The 21,905-nt window shown below is 72.5% G+C and carries 22 protein-coding genes; 12 read left to right on the top strand and 10 right to left on the bottom strand.

The window, feature by feature from the left end; all coding sequences use genetic code 11:
• Window positions 1-3: 3 nt before the first annotated feature.
• Window positions 4-615: a LysE family translocator gene (locus tag AB0A90_RS00500; protein WP_357239270.1), complete on the bottom strand. Its 612-nt coding sequence runs from the start codon at window positions 613-615 to the stop codon at window positions 4-6.
• A 64-nt stretch (window positions 616-679) separates the two neighbouring features.
• Between AB0A90_RS00500 and AB0A90_RS00495 the strand changes: the two genes are divergently transcribed.
• The 3 genes from AB0A90_RS00495 (at window position 680) to AB0A90_RS00485 (ending at window position 3,789) form a co-directional block, all read left to right on the top strand.
• Window positions 680-2,230 (top strand): PLP-dependent aminotransferase family protein, encoded by a 1,551-nt coding sequence (locus AB0A90_RS00495; protein WP_357239267.1) that lies wholly within the window; start codon window positions 680-682, stop codon window positions 2,228-2,230.
• 14 nt (window positions 2,231-2,244) lie between these two features.
• Entirely contained in the window at window positions 2,245-2,727 is a 483-nt protein-coding gene (locus AB0A90_RS00490; RefSeq protein ID WP_357239264.1) for a MarR family transcriptional regulator, read from the top strand.
• A gap of 153 nt (window positions 2,728-2,880) precedes the next feature.
• Entirely contained in the window at window positions 2,881-3,789 is a 909-nt protein-coding gene (locus tag AB0A90_RS00485; protein ID WP_357239261.1) for an LLM class flavin-dependent oxidoreductase, read from the top strand.
• Between the two features lie 100 nt (window positions 3,790-3,889).
• On the opposite strand, the gene AB0A90_RS00480 is transcribed toward AB0A90_RS00485, so the two are convergent.
• From AB0A90_RS00480 to AB0A90_RS00470, 3 genes are read right to left on the bottom strand one after another with little or no spacing between them, the layout of a single operon-like run.
• Entirely contained in the window at window positions 3,890-5,311 is a 1,422-nt protein-coding gene (locus AB0A90_RS00480; protein WP_357239258.1) for a DUF6297 family protein, read from the bottom strand.
• On the bottom strand, window positions 5,308-5,925 hold the full coding sequence (locus AB0A90_RS00475) for an ABC transporter ATP-binding protein (RefSeq protein WP_357239255.1): 618 nt from the start codon (window positions 5,923-5,925) through the stop codon (window positions 5,308-5,310). The genes AB0A90_RS00480 and AB0A90_RS00475 overlap by 4 nt, the downstream gene beginning before the upstream one ends.
• Window positions 5,926-5,971: 46 nt before the next feature.
• The gene (locus AB0A90_RS00470; protein ID WP_357239252.1) at window positions 5,972-6,979 is read right to left on the bottom strand and encodes a WYL domain-containing protein; all 1,008 of its coding nucleotides are present in this window, start codon (window positions 6,977-6,979) and stop codon (window positions 5,972-5,974) included.
• Between the two features lie 44 nt (window positions 6,980-7,023).
• Here AB0A90_RS00470 and AB0A90_RS00465 point away from each other — a divergent pair, with 44 nt between their 5' ends.
• From AB0A90_RS00465 to AB0A90_RS00450, 4 genes are all read left to right on the top strand, one after another.
• A complete protein-coding gene (locus AB0A90_RS00465) occupies window positions 7,024-7,503 on the top strand; it encodes a hypothetical protein (protein ID WP_357239249.1) in 480 nt (159 codons plus the stop codon).
• Window positions 7,503-7,967, top strand: a complete 465-nt coding sequence (locus AB0A90_RS00460; protein ID WP_357239246.1) for a hypothetical protein — start codon at window positions 7,503-7,505, stop codon at window positions 7,965-7,967. Before AB0A90_RS00465 ends, AB0A90_RS00460 begins: the two co-directional genes overlap by 1 nt.
• Before the next feature lie 67 nt (window positions 7,968-8,034).
• Window positions 8,035-9,537 (top strand): NAD(P)/FAD-dependent oxidoreductase, encoded by a 1,503-nt coding sequence (locus tag AB0A90_RS00455; protein ID WP_357239243.1) that lies wholly within the window; start codon window positions 8,035-8,037, stop codon window positions 9,535-9,537.
• A 23-nt stretch (window positions 9,538-9,560) separates the two neighbouring features.
• Window positions 9,561-10,466 (top strand): SDR family NAD(P)-dependent oxidoreductase, encoded by a 906-nt coding sequence (locus tag AB0A90_RS00450; protein ID WP_357239240.1) that lies wholly within the window; start codon window positions 9,561-9,563, stop codon window positions 10,464-10,466.
• A gap of 12 nt (window positions 10,467-10,478) precedes the next feature.
• Here AB0A90_RS00450 and AB0A90_RS00445 read toward each other — a convergent pair whose 3' ends face one another.
• From AB0A90_RS00445 to AB0A90_RS00435, 3 genes are all read right to left on the bottom strand, one after another.
• Complete coding sequence (locus AB0A90_RS00445) at window positions 10,479-11,930, bottom strand: cryptochrome/photolyase family protein (RefSeq protein ID WP_357239237.1); 1,452 nt, start codon at window positions 11,928-11,930, stop codon at window positions 10,479-10,481.
• A 78-nt stretch (window positions 11,931-12,008) separates the two neighbouring features.
• Window positions 12,009-13,187, bottom strand: a complete 1,179-nt coding sequence (locus tag AB0A90_RS00440; protein WP_357239234.1) for a low temperature requirement protein A — start codon at window positions 13,185-13,187, stop codon at window positions 12,009-12,011.
• 20 nt (window positions 13,188-13,207) lie between these two features.
• A complete protein-coding gene (locus tag AB0A90_RS00435; RefSeq protein WP_357239231.1) occupies window positions 13,208-13,627 on the bottom strand; it encodes a hypothetical protein in 420 nt (139 codons plus the stop codon).
• Window positions 13,628-13,812: 185 nt separating this feature from the next.
• Between AB0A90_RS00435 and AB0A90_RS00430 the strand changes: the two genes are divergently transcribed.
• Together AB0A90_RS00430 and AB0A90_RS00425 are read left to right on the top strand one after the other, a co-directional pair.
• Complete coding sequence (locus tag AB0A90_RS00430; protein WP_357239227.1) at window positions 13,813-14,898, top strand: S-(hydroxymethyl)mycothiol dehydrogenase; 1,086 nt, start codon at window positions 13,813-13,815, stop codon at window positions 14,896-14,898.
• Complete coding sequence (locus AB0A90_RS00425; protein ID WP_357239224.1) at window positions 14,898-15,527, top strand: MBL fold metallo-hydrolase; 630 nt, start codon at window positions 14,898-14,900, stop codon at window positions 15,525-15,527. Before AB0A90_RS00430 ends, AB0A90_RS00425 begins: the two co-directional genes overlap by 1 nt.
• A gap of 27 nt (window positions 15,528-15,554) precedes the next feature.
• On the opposite strand, the gene tsaA is transcribed toward AB0A90_RS00425, so the two are convergent.
• Window positions 15,555-15,983 (bottom strand): tRNA (N6-threonylcarbamoyladenosine(37)-N6)-methyltransferase TrmO, encoded by a 429-nt coding sequence (gene tsaA / locus AB0A90_RS00420; protein ID WP_357239221.1) that lies wholly within the window; start codon window positions 15,981-15,983, stop codon window positions 15,555-15,557.
• 58 nt (window positions 15,984-16,041) lie between these two features.
• On the opposite strand from tsaA, the gene AB0A90_RS00415 reads away from it, so the two are divergent.
• The 3 genes from AB0A90_RS00415 (at window position 16,042) to AB0A90_RS00405 (ending at window position 18,545) form a co-directional block, all read left to right on the top strand.
• On the top strand, window positions 16,042-16,497 hold the full coding sequence (locus AB0A90_RS00415) for a VOC family protein (protein ID WP_357239218.1): 456 nt from the start codon (window positions 16,042-16,044) through the stop codon (window positions 16,495-16,497).
• On the top strand, window positions 16,481-17,593 hold the full coding sequence (locus AB0A90_RS00410) for a DUF3626 domain-containing protein (RefSeq protein WP_357239215.1): 1,113 nt from the start codon (window positions 16,481-16,483) through the stop codon (window positions 17,591-17,593). The genes AB0A90_RS00415 and AB0A90_RS00410 overlap by 17 nt, the downstream gene beginning before the upstream one ends.
• A gap of 232 nt (window positions 17,594-17,825) precedes the next feature.
• On the top strand, window positions 17,826-18,545 hold the full coding sequence (locus AB0A90_RS00405; protein WP_357239212.1) for a hypothetical protein: 720 nt from the start codon (window positions 17,826-17,828) through the stop codon (window positions 18,543-18,545).
• 65 nt (window positions 18,546-18,610) lie between these two features.
• On the opposite strand, the gene AB0A90_RS00400 is transcribed toward AB0A90_RS00405, so the two are convergent.
• Together AB0A90_RS00400 and AB0A90_RS00395 are read right to left on the bottom strand one after the other, a co-directional pair.
• The gene (locus AB0A90_RS00400) at window positions 18,611-20,239 is read right to left on the bottom strand and encodes an alkaline phosphatase D family protein (RefSeq protein ID WP_357239210.1); all 1,629 of its coding nucleotides are present in this window, start codon (window positions 20,237-20,239) and stop codon (window positions 18,611-18,613) included.
• Between the two features lie 94 nt (window positions 20,240-20,333).
• On the bottom strand, window positions 20,334-21,704 hold the full coding sequence (locus AB0A90_RS00395; RefSeq protein WP_357239207.1) for a hypothetical protein: 1,371 nt from the start codon (window positions 21,702-21,704) through the stop codon (window positions 20,334-20,336).
• Window positions 21,705-21,905 lie beyond the last annotated feature (201 nt).

The following is a 21,905-nucleotide window of genomic DNA, read 5'->3' as shown; positions in this document are numbered from 1 at the left end:
CTCCTATCGTTGGGTGAGGGCGAGGGTCACGCCGAGCGCGACGAACGTGCCGGCGACGGATCGGCGCAGCCAGTCGGTGACGCGGGGGCGGGTGAGCACCCGGTCCCGCACCCGGGCGGCGAAGATGCCGTAGCCGCTGAACACCACGAAGGTGAGCAGCATGAACACCGCGCCGCAGGCGAGCATCGCCTGGGTCGAGCCGACGGTGGCGGTGTCGACGAACTGGGGCAGGAACGCGACGAAGAACAGCGTCGGCTTCGGGTTGAGCAGGTTGACCACCACGCCGGAGATGATCACGCGAGTCGCCGAGCGGGGCGCGGCGTCGGTAGTCGCCGTGAAGGCGTCGCGGTCGCGTGCGGTGGACCAGGCCAGATAGAGCAGGTACCCGACGCCGAGGTACCGGACGACGTCGAACGCCACGGCGCTGGTCTGCATCAGCGCGGCCAGCCCGGTCATCGCCGCCAGCAGGTGCGGCAGGGTGCCCAGCGTGCAGGCGAACGCGGCCAGCACGCCGGCTCGGGCGCCCCGGGACAGCCCGGCGGAGAGGGTGAAGAACACCCCCGTGCCCGGGGTGACCACCACGACCAGCGTGGTGACCAGGAAGGCAATGGTCACGGTCGTCCTCCGATGGGTTCGGTGGGGTGGGTCCCCGTGTCCACTCTGCTGCCAAGATGGTCCGGTGAGCAGAGCCAAACCGAGGGCATCCGACAGGTCCATAACGGCGGGGTCGGACTTTCTGCACCTGGCCATCGCCGACGCGCCGCCGGGCGGCCGGGCCGACTGGTTGACCAACCGGTTGCGTCAGGCCATCGCCGACGGGCGGGTGCCGACCGGTGAGCGGCTGCCCCCGACCCGGGTGCTCGCCGCCGACCTCGGCGTCTCCCGGGGTGTGGTCACCGAGGCGTACCAGCGGTTGACCGAGGAGGGTCACGTGGCCGGCCGGGGCCGGGCCGGCACGGTCGTCGTCGCCGCGCCCGCCGCGCCGGTGACCGCCCCGGCCGCCGTGCCGCCCCCGGCCGCACTGTTCCCGCCGGCGCCGGGCAGCGACATCTTCGACGCGGTACGCGCGGCGAGCGCGACGATCGACCTGACGCCCGGCGTACCCGACCTGGCCGCCTTTCCCCGCACCGACTGGCTACGCGCCGAGCGGACCGTGCTGCGTCGCCTCGCCGCGTCCGACCTCGGCTACGGCGACCCGTGCGGCGCGCCGACACTGCGACAGGCCGTCGCCGCCTGGTTGGCCCGCAACCGGGGCATCAGCGTCGACCCCACCGAGGTGATCATCGTGGCCGGCGTCTCCCAGGCGCTCGGGCTCCTCGCCCAGGCGCTCACCGCAGCCGGCGTCGACCGAATCGCGGTCGAGGACCCGGGTTCGCTCGGCGTACGTCAGCACCTGAACAACTGGCGGATGGGCACCCCGCCGATCACCGTCGACGACGCCGGGCTGCGCGTCGACGAGTTGGCCGCCAGTGGTGTGCCGGCCGTGATGCTCACCCCCGCACACCAGTTCCCGACCGGCGTCGTGCTCGACGGTGACCGCCGCCGCCACCTCGTCGCCTGGGCGCGGGCCGGCGGTCTGATCATCGAGGACGACTACGACGCCGAGCACCGCTACGACCGTTCACCGGTGCCGGCGCTGCGGGGCCTGCTGCCCGAGCAGGTCTGCTATGCCGGCAGCGTCTCCAAACTGCTCGCCCCCGCCCTGCGGGTCGGTTGGCTGCTCGTGCCGCCGCGACTGCGTGCGGCGGTGGTGACCGCCAAACGCAACGCCGACCTGGGCAACGCCGTACTCCCGCAACTGGTGTTGGCGGAGTTGCTGACCTCTGGCGCCTTCGAGCGGCATCTGCGGCTGTTGCGCCGCCGACACATCCGCCGACGGGACGCCATGATCGCCGCGCTGGCCCGCGAGTTGCCATCGGCGACGGTGCACGGCGCGGCGGCCGGTCTGCACCTGATGATCACGCTGGACGACGACGTGGTCGACACCGACCTGGCGGCGGCGACGCTGGCGCGGGGGGTCAAGGTGCAACCGCTGTCCTGGCACTGCCAGCGTCCCTACCGGCCGGGCCTCGTGCTCGGCTACGCGGCCCGTACGACGACCGAGATCGAGGAGGGCATCGCGCAGATCGCCCTCGCGGTCGGCCACCGCCAAGCGTCCTGGCCGCGTTCAGCGGCGATTGAGGATGCACAACGCCCGACAGTTCGTCTCCCGAATTATCAGGTGCGCTGATGTACCCTGGTTGAGTGGGCAAGCGTGATGATGACCAGATCGGTATTGTGGCCGCGCTGGTGCGGTCCACGTTCTTGGTGAATGCCGTGTACGCCGAGTCGGCCCAGCGGTACGGCCTGACGCAGCAGCAGGGACAGTTGCTGTGTGTGCTGATGGCGCGTCCATACGGCATGGGTGAATTGGGTGCGGTGCTGAGGCTGGCCAAGTCGAGCCTTACCGGCCTGGTGGACCGCAGTGAGCGCAACGGCCTGGTCCGGCGCGAACCAGACCCGCAGGACGCGCGTGCGGTGCGGGTCGCGCTCACTCCGCACGGCGACCGGCTCGCCGAGGAATTCTATGCCGAGACCTGTCGGCGGATCGGCAACCTGCCGGTGGGGCTCGGTGCCGCCGAACGCGCCACACTCGCCGGTCTGCTCGGCCGCGTCGTGCTGGACAACGAGGTTCCGGTGGTGTTTCTGGAGCCGGGCGACGGAGCCTTCACCGCTCGCAAGCCCTGAAACCGGGATCCCGTGCTCATGAGAGGCTGCTTGCAGTTCGTGTTGCGAACCAATATGGTTCGTGCAGCGAACTGAATTGCCGGCGCTGTCGGGCGGCTGCCCTCTCCCGACGGTCCGTTCGCTGCCCCGGCCCCTCGAATGAAAGGCAGTGCATTGTCGGTACACGAGGTCGTCTTCGGCTTTGGCGCGCACAGCGGCATCGATGAGGGGCCGGAGTTGCTGCGTATGGCCCAACAGGCCGACCAGGACGGACTGGACATCTTCTCGCTGTCGGACCATCCCTACCTCGGCGGGCGCCTGGACGCGTACGCCACCGTCGGATTCATCCTCGGCCGCACGCAGCGCATCTCGGGCTTCGCCAACGTCACCAACCTGCCGACCCGGCCCGCTCCCATGCTGGCGCGGACGGTCACGTCGCTGTCGGCGCTCTCCGGCGGCCGGATCGTGCTCGGCATGGGAGCGGGCGGGCTGTGGGACCGAATCGTCGACATGGGAGTGCCGAAGCTGTCACCGGCCGACGCCGTCGTTGCCTTCGAGGAGGCGATCATCCTGGTCAAGATGCTGTCCGGCGGCGGTCCGCCGGTCACCTACCGGGGACGCCAATACCAGGTGAACCAGATCGAGCCGGCTTCGGTGGCCGCGCCCCCCGTCTGGACCGGATCGGTCGGCCAGAAATCCCTGGCCGCCACCGGCCGGGTGGCCGACGGCTGGATCCCTGGCCACGCTGCGGATTGGCTCAGCGAGCGATACAGGGTGTCGCGGCCGGTCATCGACGAAGCGGCAACGGCCGTGGGCCGCCATCCGCGAGAGATCCGTACGGTCTTCAACTTTCCCGGACGCATCACCGACCGGCCGATGGCTGCCACCCGTGACCGCGACGGCCGCTGGACCGGTGGTTCGGTCGGACAGTGGATCGAGGAGCTGACCGGGGCCGTACTGGAGCACGGGGCGTCCGGCTTCACGCTCTTCTCACCGAGCGGTGGCACGCCGGACATCGTCTCCCTCAGTCGCTGGGCCAGAGAGATCGCCCCGGCCGTACGCGAAGCGATCGAAAGAGGATGACGACCGGGGCCGTGTATCGCAGATCGAGACTCTCCTGACCATGGTCCGCTGGTTGGACGGCCCAGCAGGCTCGGGCTGAGCGGGCCGAGAACGGAATCGCTCAGCCCAGGAAGAGCTGCACCAGCACCAGCACGGCGAGCAGCGCCGGCCCACGTGAGCCCTGCCGCAGCAGGTCGACCGGGATCATGCCGAACGGCGTGTTGACAGTCGCGCCACCGTAGTTGATCGGCGGGCGGGTGCCCGCTCGGAACGCGGCGGCCACCACTCCCAGCGCCAGCGTCGGCGCGAGCCAGGACGGCCCCGGCTCCACGGTCGGCAGGGTCAGCAACCACCACAGGCCCGCTCCGACGGCCGGCACCACCAGGTGGACCCCGCGCAGCAGGTCGTCGCTGCCGCCCAGCGCCCGGCGCAGTCCGGGTGACCGGCTGATCGACCGCAGGCCACCGGTCAACCGGTTGGCGGCGAGGTAGGCGAACACCACCTGCGCGGCCCCGGCCAACCCGGGCAGGGCGAGCGCGGCGGCGTACTGCACGCCGATCAGCGTCGCCCAGATCAGCAGGGCGCTCGGGTGGCGGCGCAACCGGCGCACGTCCGCCTGGAGGAACGCCCACCAGCCGGGGCCGGGCAGGAACCGGCGGCTGTGGACCCGGCCGATCCGACGCCACCGTCGGCTCTCCACCAGGCCGGTGAGCAGGCTCGGATCGAGCAGGATCGTCGCCGTGGCGGCGGCGTTGGCGAACTGCGCGCCGGTGGTCAGCGTGGCCCGGTCGACCCGGGGCAGCGCGCGGACCGCGCGGATCGTGCCCAGCCCGGCGAGGGGCAGCGCGAGGGCGAACAGCGCGACGGTCGGCGTCGCCGCCGGCCGGGGCAGCCCGTCACCGAGGTGACCGAGGAGCACCACCGCGGTGGTGACGACGGCAGCCGCCACCATCGGCGCCGCGCCGGCCACCGCCGGCCACCGCCGACCCGCCCGGCTGCTCTGGGCGACGACGCTGAGCGCCAGCGCCGCAGCCCCCCACCCCGCGCCGGCCGCGGCCGCCCAGCCCAGCGCCACCGGATCGCTGACCCCGCCGAGCGCCGCCACGGCCAGCCCGAGCGTCGCCGTGCCCGCCGCGGCGCCGACCAGCAGAAGGACGAACCGCGGCGCCAGCCACGCCCGCCGGTCGACCGGCGCGCTCGTCGCCCAGCTCTGCGTGGCCGGGGTGACCAGCAGCGGGCCGAGCGCGCGCAGGCCACGCCAGGCCAGGCCGGCGCCGGCCAGCAGCGCGGCGAGCGCCAGCCACCAGCGCACCCCCGGCTCCGCCTGCCCCACGGTCGGGGAATCCAGCAGGTCGCGGCTGGCGCTGATCGCGAACCAGCCGTACATGCCGGTGAACAGGACGATGACGTACGCGTCGCCCAGCACGTCGCCGAAGGAGTGATCGTGGTGTCGGCTGCGCGCCCGGCGCAGGTGGGTACGCAGTTGCCGGGCGGTGGGCACCCCGGTCGGCGTGTCGGCGATGGTGGCCGGTGGGGCGCTCACCGGCCGATCTCGATGCGCTCGTCGACCACCGCGTCGATCAGCTCCGGGTCGTGTGAGGCCAGCAGCACGGCGGTGCCCGCTGCCCGTTCCCGGAGCAGTCGGTCGGCGAGCCACTGTCGCCCGCGTACGTCGAGGCGCTGCTCCGGCTCGTCGAGGATCAGCACCCGGCGTGGCCGGACGAAACAGGACGCCAGCGCCAATCGGCGGCGCTGCCCGCTGGACAGGGTCACCGGCAGCTGGTCGCGGGCCGGCTCCAGACCCAACTCGGCCAGGACCTCCTCGACCGGCTCGGCGTTGCTCCCGTGGGCGTACGCGACCAGCTCCAGATGCTCGACCACGGACAGGTCGGGGAAGAAGTCGATGTCGTCCAGGGCGGCCGCCACCAGCGCCCGCACCTGCGGATCGGTCTCGTCGGCCCGGCGGCCCTGCACCAGCACCTCGCCCGCGTCCGGCCGGTCCGCGCCCACCACACAACGCAGCAGGGTGGTCTTGCCGCTGCCGTTGGGGCCCAGCACCACGGCGATCCGGCCCGCCGGGAGCGTGAAGCTCACGTCGTCGAGCACGACCAGGTCGCCGAAGTTGCGGCTGAGTCCCCGTACCGAGAGTGCGTCCACGATGCCAGAGTCTCCCAGACCGGTGCCACCGACCAACGCGAGCGACCTACGTCACGCCGTTGGCGGGGTCGTCCTGTCGGTGAGTCTCGTAGAGGGCGGCGAGCCCGGCGGCGGTGGCCGCCAGGCGTTCGCGCAGCGCGACCGGGGTCAGCACCTCGACGTCGGCGCCGAGGCGGAGCAACTCGCCGTGGGCGTGGGTGAGCGACTCGATCGGCAGCACCGCGGTCACCCAGCCCCGCGCGTCCGGCGGCTGGGCGCTGGCGTCCATCGCGGTCACCACCGGATCGCTGCCGATCTCGCGCAGCCGTTGCCGGCCGGCGGGGGAGAGCCGGACGGTGGCCTCGTCGCGGTGCAGGCGGGCCCGGAACTGCACCACGTGTGCCTGCCACCAGGCCGGCAGGTCGAAGTCGGCCGGTCGGACGAACTCCTGCGGCAGCGGGGTCAGCGCGAGGATCTGGTTGACCCGGTAGGTCGCCGGAGCGCCTCGGCCGGGCTGGTCGGCCACCACATACCAGCGGCCGCCCTTGAGCACCAGGCCGTACGGCTCCAGCACCCGGGTCACCTCGCCGTTCCACCCGCGGTAGCGCACCTCGACGCGGTGCTGCTGCCAGACCGCCTCGGCCGTGCGGGTCAGCTCGGGGGAGGCGTCGCCGTCGGCGTACCAGCCGGGGGTGTCCAGGTGGAAGCGTTGCTGGAGCTGGGTCGCCCGGTCGCGCAGGGGAGCGGGAAGCGCGGCGTGCAGCTTCAGTCGCAGCGCGTCCACCACGTCGCCGTAGCCCAGCTCGTCGGCCGGACCGGGCAACCCGGCCAGGAACAACCGGTCGGCCTCCCCGGCGGTGAGCCCGGTCAGCCGGGTTCGCCAGCCGTCGACCAGTTGGTAGCCGCCGGCGTGCCCGGCCTCCCCGTAGAGCGGGATGCCGGCGGCGTGCAGCGAGTCCACGTCCCGGTAGATCGTGCGGGGAGAGACGGTCAGCCGCTCGGCGAGCTGTGCGGCGGTCAACCGGCCGTGCTGCTGGAGCAGCAGGAGCAACGAGAGAAGTCGAGAAGCCCGCACTTCACTGACACTAGTTGTCAGGGGACCTGACCTACCGTCCCGGCATGGCATTTCGCGACAAGGAACTTCGCACCCCCGGACCGGTGACCGTGGGCGGCAGACAGTTCAAGCGGTACCACATCGACCAGCCGGAGCAGCCGATCGAACCGGAGGTGGAGAAGGCCGCGTACGAGCAGATGCCGTTGCTGCTCGTCGACCTCGTCGACGACGGCACCCCGGCCGCCGGGTGGGTGGTGCTGCACCGGGGCGCGGACAGCGGCGCCTACCTGCTGGCGTACTCCTGGGTGTGGGACAACGCGGTGGAGGTCCGGGTCGCCGCGGCCGGGCAGCCGGCGCTGGACTGCCCGGACGAGGACCCGACCCACTTCGTGACGGTCCGCCGACCCGCGATCGGGTGCGTGTGGGAGTTGGCGGTGCTGGAACACGAGCGGGCCGCCTGGGTTCGGCACGTGCTTGCGCCGGAGGCCCCCGACCTGACTGGATATCTCAACGACACGCGAGCAGAAGGGCCGGTGGGCCACTGATGGGCGACTTCGACTTCTTTGTGGGCACCTGGAACGTGGTGAACCGGCGGCTGCGCAAGCGGCTGGTGGGCTCCGACGAGTGGGAGGAGTTTCCCGGGGTGTCCGTCGCGCACGGCTTCTTCGGCGGCGGCGGCCACTTCGACGAGATCACCTTCCCGACCAAGGGTTCCGCGGGCGCCACCGTCCGGGTCTTCGACCCGGCGCGGCAGGAGTGGTCGATCTACTGGGTGAGCAGTGTCGACGGGGTGCTGGGGTTGCCGCCGATGGTGGGCCGCTTCGTCGACGGGGTGGGGCACTTCTACGCCGACGACCAGCACGAGGGCCGACCGGTGCGGTGCCGGTTCATCTGGTCGGACATCAGCGCGACCACGGCCCGTTGGGAGCAGGCGTTCTCCGTCGACGGCGAGCAGACCTGGGAGACCAACTGGATCATGATCTTCAGCAAGGCGTCCGACCAGGGTTGACACGACGGTTTCCGGCCGTCCGGGCGCGGTGTTAGTGTCCGTGCACCGCCCCGGATGGAGGAACTCGATGGCCTCCGACCACGTCGACGTGCTGATCATCGGCGCCGGCCTGTCCGGCATCGGCGCCGCCTGCCACCTGCGCCGGGACTGCCCCGACAAGACGTACGCGGTGCTGGAGGCGCGCGACGCCGTCGGCGGCACCTGGGACCTGTTCCGCTACCCGGGCATCCGCTCCGACTCGGACATGTTCACCCTCGGCTACTCGTTCAAGCCGTGGACCGCCCCGAAGGCCATCGCCGACGGCGCCACCATCCGGGAGTACGTGCGGGAGACCGCCCGCGAGTACGACGTGCGGCGGCACATCCGCTTCCGACACCGGGTGGTGCGCGCCGAGTGGGACAGCGGCGCCGCCCGCTGGACGGTGTACGCGCACCGCACCGACACCGCCGAAACCGTCGTGCTGACCTGCTCGTTCCTGTTCGCCTGCACCGGCTACTACCGCTACGACGAGGGATACACCCCGGCCCTGCCCGGCGTCGACGCGTACGCCGGGCGGCTGGTGCACCCGCAGCACTGGCCCGACGACCTCGACCACACCGGCGCTCGGGTGGTGGTGATCGGCAGCGGCGCGACCGCGGTCACCCTGGTGCCGGCCCTGGCGGAGCGGGCCGCCCACGTGACCATGCTCCAGCGCTCACCGACGTACGTCCTGGCCCGGCCCTCGCGCGACCGGTTCGCCGACGCGCTACGGCGGCGGCTGCCGGCGACCGTCGCGTACCCGGTGGTGCGCTGGAAGAACGTGCTGCTGTCCACCGCCACCTTCCAGCTCAGCCGGCGCGCCCCCGGTCTGGTGAGGCGGGCGCTGCGGCGGACCGCGACCGGCCTGCTGCCGGTGGGCTACGACGTCGACCGGCACTTCTCGCCCCGGTACGACCCGTGGGACCAGCGGCTCTGCGTGGCGCCCGACGGTGACCTGTTCACGGCCGTGCGTGCGGGCAGGGCGTCGGTGGTGACCGACACCATCGACACGTTCACCGCGCACGGTGTCCGGTTGACCTCCGGTGCGGAGTTGCCCGCCGACATCGTGGTCACCGCGACCGGGCTCAACCTGCTCGCCCTGGGTGGCCTGACCCTGCGCGTGGACGGCGCCGAGGTCAACCTCCCGGGCACCGTCGCCTACAAGGGCATGATGCTGTCCGGGGTGCCGAACTTCGCGCTGACCCTCGGCTACACCAACGCGTCGTGGACGCTCAAGGCCGACCTGGTCGCCGGGTACGTCTGCCGGTTGCTGCGCCACCTGGACCGCACCGGCCAGCAGGTCGTCACCCCGCTGCCACCCGCCGACGACGGGCGCGTGCCGCTGATCGACCTGCGCTCCTCCTACGTGCTGCGCGGTGTCGACGCGCTGCCCCGCCAGGGTGTGCGCGCACCCTGGCGGCTGCACCAGAACTACGCCCGCGACGTGCTGCTGATGCGCCACGGTCGGCTCACCGACGAGGGGGTGCGGTTCTCCCGCGCCACCGCGCCCACCCACCGTCCCGTACCGACCCGTCCGGCTGCTCGCCGGTGACCGTCAGCGGAGGAGCAGCGACCGTGCGGAGATTCGACTTCACCGGCGCGACAGCCGTGGTCACCGGGGCGGCCAGCGGCATCGGCGCGGCGTTGGCGCACGCGCTGGCCGAGCGGGGCACCGACCTGGTCCTGGTGGACCGCGACGCCGAGCGGCTGGACGCGGTCGCCGCCGTGATCCGTGCCGACCACCCGGACCGGCAGGCGCACACGTACCTGGTGGATCTCGCCGACGTGGACTCCACCGCCCGGGTGGCCGCCGAGATCGGCAGGCGGCACCCGCGGGTACGCCTGTTGGTGAACAATGCCGGCGTCGGCCTGGGCGGCCGGTTCGACCAGGTGACGTTCGACGAGTTCAACTGGGTGATCGACGTCAACTTCCGGGCCGTGGTGCAGCTGACCCACGCGCTGCTGCCGACGCTGAAGGCGGAGCCGGGCGCGCACCTGGTCAACATCTCCAGCCTGTTCGGGCTGATCGCGCCGGCCGGGCAGACCGCGTACTCGGCGAGCAAGTTCGCGGTGCGCGGCTTCACCGAGGCGCTGCGCCACGAGCTGGTCGACGACGGCATCGGGGTGACCTCGGTGCACCCCGGCGGGATCCGCACCCGGATCACGGCGAACGCCCGGATCGGCAGCGGCGTCTCACCCGAGGAGTACGCGGCCGGCCGGGCACAGTTCGAGAAGCTGCTCACCATCGCGCCGGAGCGGGCCGCCGAGGTGATCCTGCGCGGCGTCGAGCGGCGGCGGGGCCGGGTGCTGATCGGCTGGTCGGCGAAGCTGCCGGACCTGCTGGCCCGGGTCCTGCCGGGCTCGTACAACCGGCTGCTGGTCGCCGGTCTGAACCGGGGCGTCGTCCGCCGGGCGGCCGCCACCCCCGGTGTGCCGGCGCAACGCCCCGGCGACACCGACGCGGTCCGCGACGTGGCCTGACCGGCGGCGCGGTCACGGCGGTGTGCTGCCCCGCTTCTCCTCCTGGGCCAGCACCGCCTCGCGGTGCTCCGGGTCGTCGCGACGCTCCAGCTCGGCGGCGAGGCGCGCATCGGTCGCCAGCCGCACCCGGTTGCGGTGCAGGAAACTCTCGAAACCCCCGGTGTACGGGCAGGCCAGGTCGCCGAGCGCCCGCTCCGGGGTGTAGCGGCAGCCGGCGCAGTAGTCGCTGATCTCGTCGATGTCGGTGCCGTCCACCGCGTACGGGCGGGTGTCCACCCGGGCCAGGTCGGCGTACTGGCTCATGCCGATCACCGTCGCGTTCATCACCCAGTCGGTGCCGTCGACGAAGCAGCGCTGGAACCAGTCCGCCACCTCGGTGGGACGCCAGCCGCGTTGCAACGCGTAGTTCGCCAGCACCAGCAGCCGGGGCGTGTGGTGTGTCCAGGCCCGATCCCGGACGGCGGCGAGGACGTCGGCCAGGCAGCGCGCCTCCACCGCGTCGGCGTCCAGCTCGGCGAACCACTGCGGGATCGGCTCGGTCGCGGCCAACCAGTTCGCCCCCCGGTAGCGCGGCTCGAAGTACCAGTAGAGCTGCCAGAGGAACTCCCGCCAGCCGAGCAGCCCTCGGATGAACGGCTCCACCGCCGCGCGGGGGGCCGTGCCGTCCCGCCACGCCTGCTCGGCGGCGCGTACCGCCGGCTCCGGGTGCAGCAACCCCAGGTTGAACGAGGACGAGAGCGTCGAGTGGGCGAGCAACGGATCCGTACCGCTCATCACGTCGGCGTAGCGGCCGTACGCGGGGAGCCGGTGGGTCAGGAAGTGCGCGAGTCGGGCCTGCGCCTCGGTGTGGGTGGCCGGGTGCCGCCGGGGACCGTCCCGGCCGACGAACCGCACCCCGTCGGCGGCCCACCGGTCCAGGTCGCGGCGCACCTCCGCGTCGATGTCATCCTCGACGATCGGCGGCGGTGGGGTTGGTGCGACAGGCGCGGCGCGACTCTCGGTGCGCGGCCGCCGTCCCGGCCCGGTCGCGGTGGTCAGCACGCCGTGGCGGCGGCGGGCGTCCCGGTAGAAGTCGGTCATCCGCAACGAGCCGCGTCGCGGGCGGTCCGCCCAGCCGGCGAAGTCGGTCTGGCTGGTGATGAAGCCGCGCGGTGGCAGCACGGTCAGGCCCGGCACCGACCGGGCGAAGCGCAGCGCCGCCCGGGAGTGCGGATGGCACACCTCCAGTGGCTCACCGACCCGCGCGAACGCCTGCCGGAACGTGTCGGTCCGCAGCAGCAGCGCCCGGTCACCCAGCTCGGCGGCACGGTGACGCAGCGCGGACAGGATCAGGTGCGCCTTCTGTCGGTGCAGCGGTCGGCGGCGGAAGAGGTCCCGGACCTCCACCAGCAACACCGGCTGGTCAGGGTCGTCGAGGAAGTGCGGCCCGAGCTGATCGGCCAGCAACCATCGGCGGCGAGGCATGCCGCAATTCTGCCTACCTTCGGGCCGTCGCGCCCGGTGCCGCACCGGAAGTCGGGCACCGAGATGTCCGCCGGCGAGTCAGGACGGGTGGATCCCGGCGCTCGGCCCGACGTCGCGGCCGCGCAACAGCACGGTCAGCGTCACGAGGGCGACGAGCAGCGCCGCGAGCACGTACACCGGGGCCGGGCCGAGCGGCGCGAGCAGTGCCAACAGCGCGACGACGGGGAAGGCGACGACCACCGCGCCGTGCTGCTGCCGGCGTACGTGCAGCACCCAGACCGTGAGCAGGAAGACGGCGATCGGAATGGCCACCGCGTACCCGGCGGTGCTCCCGGAGACGTGCGCGAGGTGCCGCTCGACGTCCACCGACACCGCCAGGCCGGCGCCGATCGCGGCGATCGCGGCGAAGATCAGGTAGTGGCCGTAGCCCCAGATCAGGGAGTACGGCATCCGGTCGGGCGCCTCGATGGGCCGGTCGAAGTAGAGCCACCAGAGCGCGAACACGATGACCGCGCCGGCCGCCGCGAGCGACCAGAGGTCGTGCTCGCCGGCGTCGAGCCCGGTCTGGATCGCGATCGAGATGGCCAGGACGGCCTCGCCGAGCACGATCAGGGTGAACAGCCCGTACCGTTCGGCGATGTGTCCGGGATGCCAGGGGGTCATCCCGGGGCGTTCGGCCACCGCCGGCACCAGCAGGTCGGCAAGTGCCAGCAGCACGAACGTCGCGATGCCCCACTCGGCGGGCAGCGTGAGCCGCAGCAGCCAGCCGATCTGCACCACGGTCACGCCGATCGCGTAGCGGGTCGCCGCCGCGCGGTGCCGAGGGTCTCCGGCGGCGGCTCGGGTCCAGTGCACGACGGCGGCCAGTCGCATCACCACGTACCCGTAGGTGATGACGGCGAAGTCGCCGTCGGCGAACGCGCGTGGCACGCCGGCCGCCAGGATCAGCGCTCCGGAGATCTGCACCAGGGTGGTGATCCGGTAGACGTCGTCGTCGGTGTCGTACGCCGAGGCGAACCAGGTGAAGTTCACCCACGACCACCAGATCGCGAAGAACACCATGGCGTAGCTGGCCGCGGCGTGGCCGAGGTGGCCCTCGGCGACGTCGTGGTGCAGGCTGCTGGCCGCCTGCGCGACGGCCACCACGAAACAGAGGTCGAAGAGGAGTTCCAGCGGGGTGGCCGCGCGGTGTGGCTCGTCGCGACGATGGGGCCGCATCGGCCGGTAGAACGGCCGCACCGAACGGGAGTTCGTCACCGCCGCTCCTCAGGCGGGGCTCACCGGCGTCGGCGGCCGTGGGTCAGCCCCTCCACCACCAGGGTCAGCCCGGCGCCGACGAGCCAGACGTCCTTGGCGAGCCCGGCACCCTGCTGGGTCGGTCGGATGCTGCCGGGCTCGCGCATCCCCGGCGTCTTCAGGTAGAGCTGCACCAGACCCGCGCCGAACGCGGTCAGGCCGAGGCCGACCAGGGGGGTCGGGACGAACGGCGCGAGCAACGCGGCCCCCAGGGCGATCTCCGAGTACGACAGCAGCTTCGCGAAGCGCGGTGGGTCGAACTGACCGAGTTGCGGCATGGCGGCGACCGCCATCCCGTGCATGCCCTCGGCGGCGGCGCCCTCCAGGTTGCGCTTGCCCAGACCCGAGTTGAGAAAGTACGCGCCGATGCTGACTCGAAGCGGCAGGTGCGCGAGCTTCATGATCACTCCCCGTTGGCCGTGGTCGAATGCGGCAGGCGTACCCCGGACCGCCCGCGATAACCCGTCCGGCCGGCTGGGCTGGCCGTGGTGGTCGCGGTAGGTTCGCCGGGGGCCCACCGCCGAGCCCGTGGCACACCTGCCCACCCGGCGCCCGGCCCTGCCGCACACCACCAGCAGGAGGCGAAGTGAGCCAGGAAGTCCGGGGAGTCATCTCCCGCAGCAAGGGCGCGCCGGTCGAGGTGACCACCATCGTGGTGCCCGATCCCGGCCCCGGCGAGGCGATCGTCCGGATCCAGTCCTGCGGTGTCTGCCACACCGACCTGCACTACCGCGAGGGTGGCATCAACGACGAGTACCCGTTCCTGCTCGGCCACGAGGCGGCGGGCATCGTCGAGCAGGTGGGCGACGGCGTCACCGACGTGGCCCCCGGTGATTTCGTGGTCCTCAACTGGCGTGCGGTCTGCGGGGTCTGCCGCGCCTGCCGCCGGGGCCGCCCCTGGTACTGCTTCAACACCCACAACGCGAAGCAGCGGATGACCCTGACCGACGGCACCGAACTGGCCCCGGCGCTGGGTATCGGCGCGTTCGCCGAGAAGACCCTGGTGCACGCCGGGCAGTGCACGAAGGTCGACCCGGCCGCCCGACCGGCCGCCGTGGGCCTGCTCGGCTGCGGGGTGATGGCCGGGCTGGGCGCCGCGATGAACACCGGCAACGTCACCCGGGGCGACTCGGTCGCGGTGATCGGCTGCGGCGGCGTCGGAGACGCGGCGGTCGCCGGTGCGGTCCTCGCCGGCGCCACGACGATCGTCGCGGTGGACACCGACAGCCGCAAACTGGACTGGGCCCGCAAGTTCGGCGCCACCCACACCGTCAACGCCTCCGAGACCGACCCGGTCGAGGCGATCCGGGCCGCCACCGGCGGCTTCGGTGCCGACGTGGTGATCGACGCGGTGGGCCGACCGGAGACGTGGAAGCAGGCGTTCTACGCCCGGGACCTGGCTGGCACGGTGGTGCTGGTCGGCGTACCGACCCCGCAGATGCAGATCGAGCTGCCGCTGCTGGACGTCTTCGGGCGCGGCGGTGCGCTGAAGTCCAGCTGGTACGGCGACTGCCTGCCCAGTCGGGACTTCCCGATGCTCACCGAGCTGTACCTGCAGGGCCGCCTCGACCTGGACGCGTTCGTCACCGAGGAGATCGCGCTCGACCAGGTCGAGACCGCCTTCGCCCGGATGCACCAGGGCGACGTGCTGCGTTCGGTGGTGGTGTTCTGATGACCGCCCGCGTCGACCACGCGGTCACCGCCGGCACGTTCTCCCTGGACGGGCAGACGTTCGACGTGGACAACAACGTCTGGGTGATCGGTGACGACAGCGAGTGTGTCGTCCTGGACGCGCCGCACGACGTGGCCGCGATCCTCGCCCTGGTGGGTGACCGGCGGGTTCGGGCGATCCTGGCCACCCACGCCCACGACGACCACGTACGGGTCGCGCCCGAGCTGGCCGAGGCGACCGGCGCGCCGGTGCTGCTGCACGCCGCCGACCGGGTCCTCTGGGACATGGTCCACCCGCACCTGCCGCCGCACGGCGAGCTGCACGACGGGCAGGGCATCGAGGTGGCCGGCACCACGCTGCGGGTGCTGCACACCCCCGGGCACAGCCCCGGCGCGTGCAGTTTCCACGCCCCCGAGCTGGGTGCGGTGTTCACCGGAGACACGCTCTTCGCCGGCGGTCCGGGCGCGACCGGCCGCTCGTACAGCGACTTCGACACCATCGTCGAGTCGATCCGGACCCGTCTGCTCACCCTGCCGGCGGAGACGGTCGTGCACACCGGCCACGGTGCCGACACGACGATCGGCGCGGAGGCGCCACACCTTGACGAATGGCTCGCCCGGGGCCACTGAGACCCGGTGTGCGGCGCGGTCGACGGCTCAGCGCTCGTCGACCGCGCCCAGCACCGGCTTGACGTCCAGGATCGGGGTGCCGTCGAGGGCCTCCAGATCGGCCACCTGGACCCGCAGGCCGTCCACCGTCAGGACCCGCACCCGGTGCAGCCCGATCGGGTTGGGTCGGTGCGGGGATCGGGTGCTGAACACACCGGTCTCGGGCCGGCTCTCGTCGCCCCGCGGATGCACCGCGAGCACGTCGCGGCGTGCCCGGTCCAACCAGGTCAGCACCAACAGTTCCGCGCCGGCGCGCAGGTCCCGTAGCGCCGGCGCGACGTGCGCGTCGAAGACCAGCCAGGCGGCCGGCGCACCCTCGTCACCCTGCCGTGGCGCGCTCCCCGCGTCGGTCAGCGGCGAGGCGACCCGCCCGACCGGGTGCAGCAGGTACGCGTCACCGCTCGCCGCCTCGACCACTGTCGCTCCCCTCTGGACGCTCCCAACCTAACCCCTGCGTGGCGCTAGGATCCCGGACATGGCCGCCGACCCGCCCGCCCCTGTTGTCCGCCAGCTGCGACTCGTGGTGGAGGCCGCCGACCACGACGCTGCCGTGGCGTTCTTCCGCGACGCGCTCGGCCTGCCGGAGGAGGCGTCGTTCAGCGGCGACGACGACGCCCGGGTGGTGATCCTGGACGCCGGCCGCGCCACCCTGGAGATCGCCAACCCGGCGCAGAAGCGCATGATCGACGAGGTCGAGGTGGGTCGACAGGTGGCGCCCCGCCTCCGGGTGGCCTTCGAGGTGGACGACGCCGAGGCGACCACGGCCCGGTTGGTCGCCGCCGGGGCGAGCGAGGTCGCTCCGCCCACCCGCACGCCGTGGCAGTCGCTCAACTCCCGCCTCGACGCCCCGGCCGATCTGCACATCACCATCTTCCAGGAGCTGCGCACCGGGTCGGACGACGATGGCCCTGGACGTGACGGCGACGTCTGAGCGGGGCGGCCTGCGCGCCGCTGCTCTCACCCCCGCGCAGGCGGCCGCCGTCGCGTACGTACGGTCGGTGGCCGTGGTCGAGCGCCCCGCCGCGCTGGCCACCATCGTCCGGCACCTCGCCGCCGCGGACGTCGACCGCCGACCGGAGCACCTGCTGGCGGCCATCCGGTCCGGGCAGCTGACCGTCAACTTCCACCCCGACCGGCTCTGTGCCGACGGCCGAACCGTCGCCGACGCCCTGGCCGAGGACGGGGCGTACCGCAGCCAGTTCGTCACGGGGATCTCCAACGGTGGGCTCACCGCGTACCCCGGTGGCGACCGGGACCGCTGGGAGCGCCGGATGTTCGACGGCGCGTACCAGCGACCCGGCGTGACACCGGCGCAGCGGCCCACGTACGGCGGCCTGAACCTGCTCGACCACGCGGACGGTGCCTGCCCACGCTTCGGCTCCTGCCACCTGCGGCTGCGCCCGGCGGTGCTGGCCCGAGCGACCTTCTGCCTCGGCGACAGCCATCTCGACCCTGGCGTGGTGGGCACGGCCGACGCCTTCGAGGCGGTGCTCGCCGGGCTGCTGGCCGGCGTCGCCAGCACGGGCGAGTGCCTGGGCCGGGCCGGAACGGACATCGCCACCCTGGCGCGGACGCTGCTGGACCCGCCGAGCGCGCAGGGCACGGTCGGGCGCGCGCTCGACGACTACGTGGAGGCCCAGATCCACGGCCCGCTCGACCTCGCGCACGACGTCGAGGCACTGGTGGTGGACCCGTCCTTCGCCGGCACGCCGACCGGCGCGACGCTGGAATCGATCGCCCAGCGGTACGGTTTTCCGCTGCGGTGGCACCCCGGCTTCGCGCTGGACGTCGACCGGGTCGACGCCGAGTTCCGGGGTCCGGCCATCCCGGTGCTGGCGGCGCGCCTGCACCGGGAGTTTGCCCGACCGGGTGCCCCGGTGGACGCGGCGCTGATCGGCCGGGCGGCTGCCTCGGTGATCGCCGAACCGCACCGGTGGGCGGACCGCGGCCCGATCGCGGACACCCTTCAGCATCTGAAGCAGCTCTGGCACGTGCTGGTCCGCTACGGCACGCCGTACGGCACCTGATCCGCCCGCTGCGTCGATCGTCTGTTTCGGGCCGACCTGTCCTCGGTCGCGTCGACCGTCCCACGTCCCCAGGTGACGGGCACTACCCCGGACCCCCGCCCCGGCATTTCCGGAATGCCCGACACGTGAACCTGGTTGTGTCCCCGTACCGCCGGAGCACCAAACCCTCTTCCGCGGTCATCTCCCGAGGAGCGTTCACCCCGGAGCGTTCCGACGATCGAAAGGAACCATCGTGAAGGCCGACTTCACTCGATGGCTCCCCGCCATCGCCAAGGACTCGTACCGCAAGACCGCGCTGAGCGTGGCGGGTGTGGCTGCCCTCGGCGGTCTGGCACTCGCGCCGACCGCGGCCGCCGCCCCGGTCACCTCCGGCCCCCACGAGGGCGCCGTGGCCGCCATCGACCTGGCCACCGGCAAGGCCAAGGCCGCTGCCCCCGCGCACCAGGAGGAGCAGCCCGTCGAGTCGGGGCTGACCACCGGCTCCGCCACCGGCAAGCCGCCGGCCGGCAAGCCCAGCCGCGACCAGCTCATTCCGCACGGCATCGAGGGCGCGCAGTCGCGTATCCCGCTCGACGACGCGCAGCTCGACAACGCCCGCAAGATCGTGGACGCGGCCAAGAAGACCGGCGTCGGCGACCGGGGCGCGGTGATCGGCGTCGCCACCTCGTTGCAGGAGTCGAAGCTCTACAACCTCGGCCACCTCGGGGCGTACAACGACCACGACTCGCAGGGACTGTTCCAGCAGCGCCCGTCGTCCGGTTGGGGCACGCCCGAGCAGATCACCGACCCGGAGTACGCCGCCACGGCGTTCTTCACCGCACTCCGTAACGTCGGCGGCTGGCAGGACCTGCCGCTGACCGCCGCCGCGCAGACCGTCCAGGTCTCCGCCTTCCCCTACGCGTACGCGCAGTGGGAGGAGCAGGCGGCGGACATCGTCCAGCAGATGTGGTGACACCCGCGACACACACGCCGGCCGGCCCCCCGTGCAGGGGGCCGGCCGGCGTCGTCGTACCGGTCTCAGGCCAGCGGCGCGCCTTCCTTGCGCAGTTTCGCCGACCCGGCACCCACCGACCAGCCGGCGACCCACCGGCTGGTGCTGGCCGCGCGGGTGCGGTCGGCCAGGTGATACCAGTCCATCCGGCACCGCTCGCGGGTCACCTCCAGTACGCCGTAACCGTGCCCGTCCAGTTCGGTCCAGCGAACGTGCGGATTCGTCGAACGCAGCAGGCCGGCACCCAGCGCGCTGAGCGCGTTGCCGGCGGGCAGGCCGAGGAAGTCGTTGACGTTGTCGCTGGTCACCGATGGCACCACGAACTCGGCAGCGGCCGGGTTGTTCGGCCCGGTGGATCGGGTGGTCACCTCGTTGGCCCACGAGGTGTGGATGTCCCCGGTGAGAAACACGACGTCACGGGTGCCGGTGGCACGCACGTAGTCGACCAGCTCGTTGCGGTCGGCGTTGTACCCGTCCCACTGGTCGGTGTTGAGCGCCGCGCCGTTCTGCGGGATGCCGAGCAGGGCACCCAGTGGGCCGAGCAGCCAGGCGGGCAGAGCCCCGACGTCCACCCGCGCGATCATCACCGGGTTGCCGACCAGCTTCCACCGTGCGCTGGACGTGGCCAGCCCAGCCTTGAGCCAGGACATCTGCGTGTCACCGGTGATGGTGCGTCCCGGGTCGTCGACCGCGGTCCCGGACGCCTGCTGTGAGCGGTACGTGCGAAGGTCCAGCATGGACAACTCAGCGAGCCGGCCGAAACGCAGCCGACGGTAGATCGCGCCGTTCACCCCGACCCGCACCGGCATCCATTCCAGGTACGCCTGGCGCGCCGCGGCGAGCCGATCCGTGAACGGGCCCTCGGTGCCCGGCGTGTGGTTCTCCGCGCCGCCGGACCACTGGTCGTTGGCCACCTCGTGGTCGTCCCAGGTGATCACCCACGGCACTGCGGCATGCAACGCCTGCAGGTCCGGGTCGGTCTTGTAGAGCGCGTGCCGGATCCGGTAGTCGGCGAGGGTGAGCACCTCGTGCGCGGGTCGCACCGGCCGGACCACCGTGCCGCCCGCGTCGAACTCCCCGCTGCCGTACTCGTAGAGGTAGTCACCCAGGTGCACCACCAGGTTGAGGTCGCCTCGCTCGGCCAGATGCCGGTACGCCGCGAAGAAGCCGGCTTCCCAGTTCGCACAGGACACCACGCCGAGGCGCAGCCGGTCGATCTCCGCCTCCACCGGTGGCGCCGTCATGGTCCGGCCAGCCGGCGACCAGCCGCCGTTGTGGCCGAAGCGATACCAGTAGGTGGTGGCCGGTGCCAGGCCGTCCACCACCACCTTCACCGTGTGGTCGGATGCCGGTCCGGTGTGCTGTGTCCCCACGGCCACCACCGTGGTGAAGTCCGGGTCGGCGGCGACCTGCCAGGTCACGCCCACCTCGGGGCCGAGGCCGGAGCCGGGCTGCGCCTCGGCGGTCGGGGTCAACCGGGTCCAGAGCAGGACGCCGTCCGGTAGCGGGTCACCGGAGGCGACGCCGTGCTGGAAGGCGCCGTCGGCCGCGTGGGCCGGCGCGCCACCGGCGAGGGTGACGCCGGCCAGCGCGGCGGTGCCAGCCGATGCGCCGGCCACCCGCAGGAGAGTACGACGGTCAAGGGTGTTCGTCATGGTCTATGTGTCTACCGTCGATGGTGGCTCGTGCGCTGCCCCCGTCGACGAGTGTTCGCCGACCCGTCGACGGGGGTTCCCGTTACCCCGCCGCTCAGCAGGCGGGGTAGAGGCGGCGGGTGCCAACCCCGGCGGCGTACGCGTCCCGGTCGCTGAACCGGCAGCCGTAGTCGGGCCGCGCCACCACGGCCGGGTCCGTCACGGTGTCGCCGGCCGGGCGCTTGCCGGTGCGTACCCACGACACCAGGTCGTCCCAGGCGGCGCCGGCCTCGGCCGGGGTGAACTCGCAGTGCTGCGTGGCCCGGATCGCCCGCTGCACCACCAGCCTGCCGCGACCGTTGCGTGCCACGTCGGTGGCGTACGCCTGCTCCATGCTGAACGGAACGAACAGGTCACCGAGGCCGTGCAGGCTGAGCACCGGCGCGGTGGGCCGACCGGCGATCCGCGGCACCTCGGTCAGCGTCGGCAGGAGCCGCTGCACGACGTTCTCCGGGGGGACCCGCCGCACGGTGGCGTTGACGTTCACCGGGCTGTTCGGGGTGTACCGGGTGAGCAGGTTCGTGGACAGCTGACCGGGTCGCTGGGCGGGGGAGTTGCCGCTGCTGGTGGGCACGCTGATCGAGAAGAGGAAGTCCTTCCAGACCGCGAACGCGGCGTCAGCTCCCGGACGCGGCCCGCCCGAACGGTTCACCGTGATCGCCCGCAGTTGCCTGCCCCGCTCGGTGGTGGTGTCCGGCCCGGTGGGGGTCAGTCCCGTCAGGCCGAGCGCCGCCTGGATGCGGGGCACCGCGTTGGTTAGGTAGTCGGCCGGGGCGGGATGGGCCGGCACCTCGGCGAGCGCCTGTGCGACCAGGTTGTAGTCCAGGTAGAAGTCGAGCAGCGTCTGATCGCCGAGCACCCCGCACATCGGCAGCGCCCCGTCGTAGTAGCCCGGGTACTGCTCCAGCGAACGACCGATGACGTACCCGCCCATCGACACCCCGGCCAGGTAGGTGTGGTGCGGTCGGCGAACCGTCCGTCCGAAGTGGTCGGCGAGGTCTTTGGTGCCCAGCACGCCGGAGCGGATGTCGAAGCCGTTGCGGTCGTACGACGACGACGCCCAGGCGTACCCCTGCTCCAGGAGACGCTCGCGCAACCCGAAGGCGGGCGGCTCCGGCGAGAGCACCGTGCCCTGGCCCCGGTAACCGTGCGCCCACAACACCAGGTTGCCGTTCCACCGGGCGGGGACCTCGATGATGTAGCCGGCGTGGCGGTGCACGCCCTGGCGTACCGTCGTCGACCTGCCGCCCACGACCAGCGGAGCCAACGGCGGGTTCTCGATGGTGTAGCCGGGCAGCGGTTGGCCGCCGCCCGGGTCGCGACCGGTGGCGCTGGCCGGCGCGGCACCGGCCAACCCGACCGCCAGGGTCAGCGTCACGGTCGCGGCGAGCAGCCGGCGGAGGGTACGAACGGGTGCGGACAGCATCGATGCTCCCCATCGGACGGATGTCGCCCTGGGGGCGACCAGGCGGGACGGTTGCCTACCGGCCGGTAGCGCCCTGAACCTAGGACCGCCGTCGACACGTGTCAATGGCTGTGCTGATCGGCTGGTCAAGCGGTATGCGCCGCGTGCTGGTGGATGGTCGGCCGGACGTACCCGGTTGTCGGTGGGGGTGGGCCGGTCGGG

Origin of the sequence: Micromonospora sp. NPDC049204 (genome assembly GCF_040647935.1) — a bacterium.
Taxonomy (GTDB): domain Bacteria; phylum Actinomycetota; class Actinomycetes; order Mycobacteriales; family Micromonosporaceae; genus Micromonospora.
This window is presented reverse-complemented; position numbering and strand designations above follow the sequence as displayed.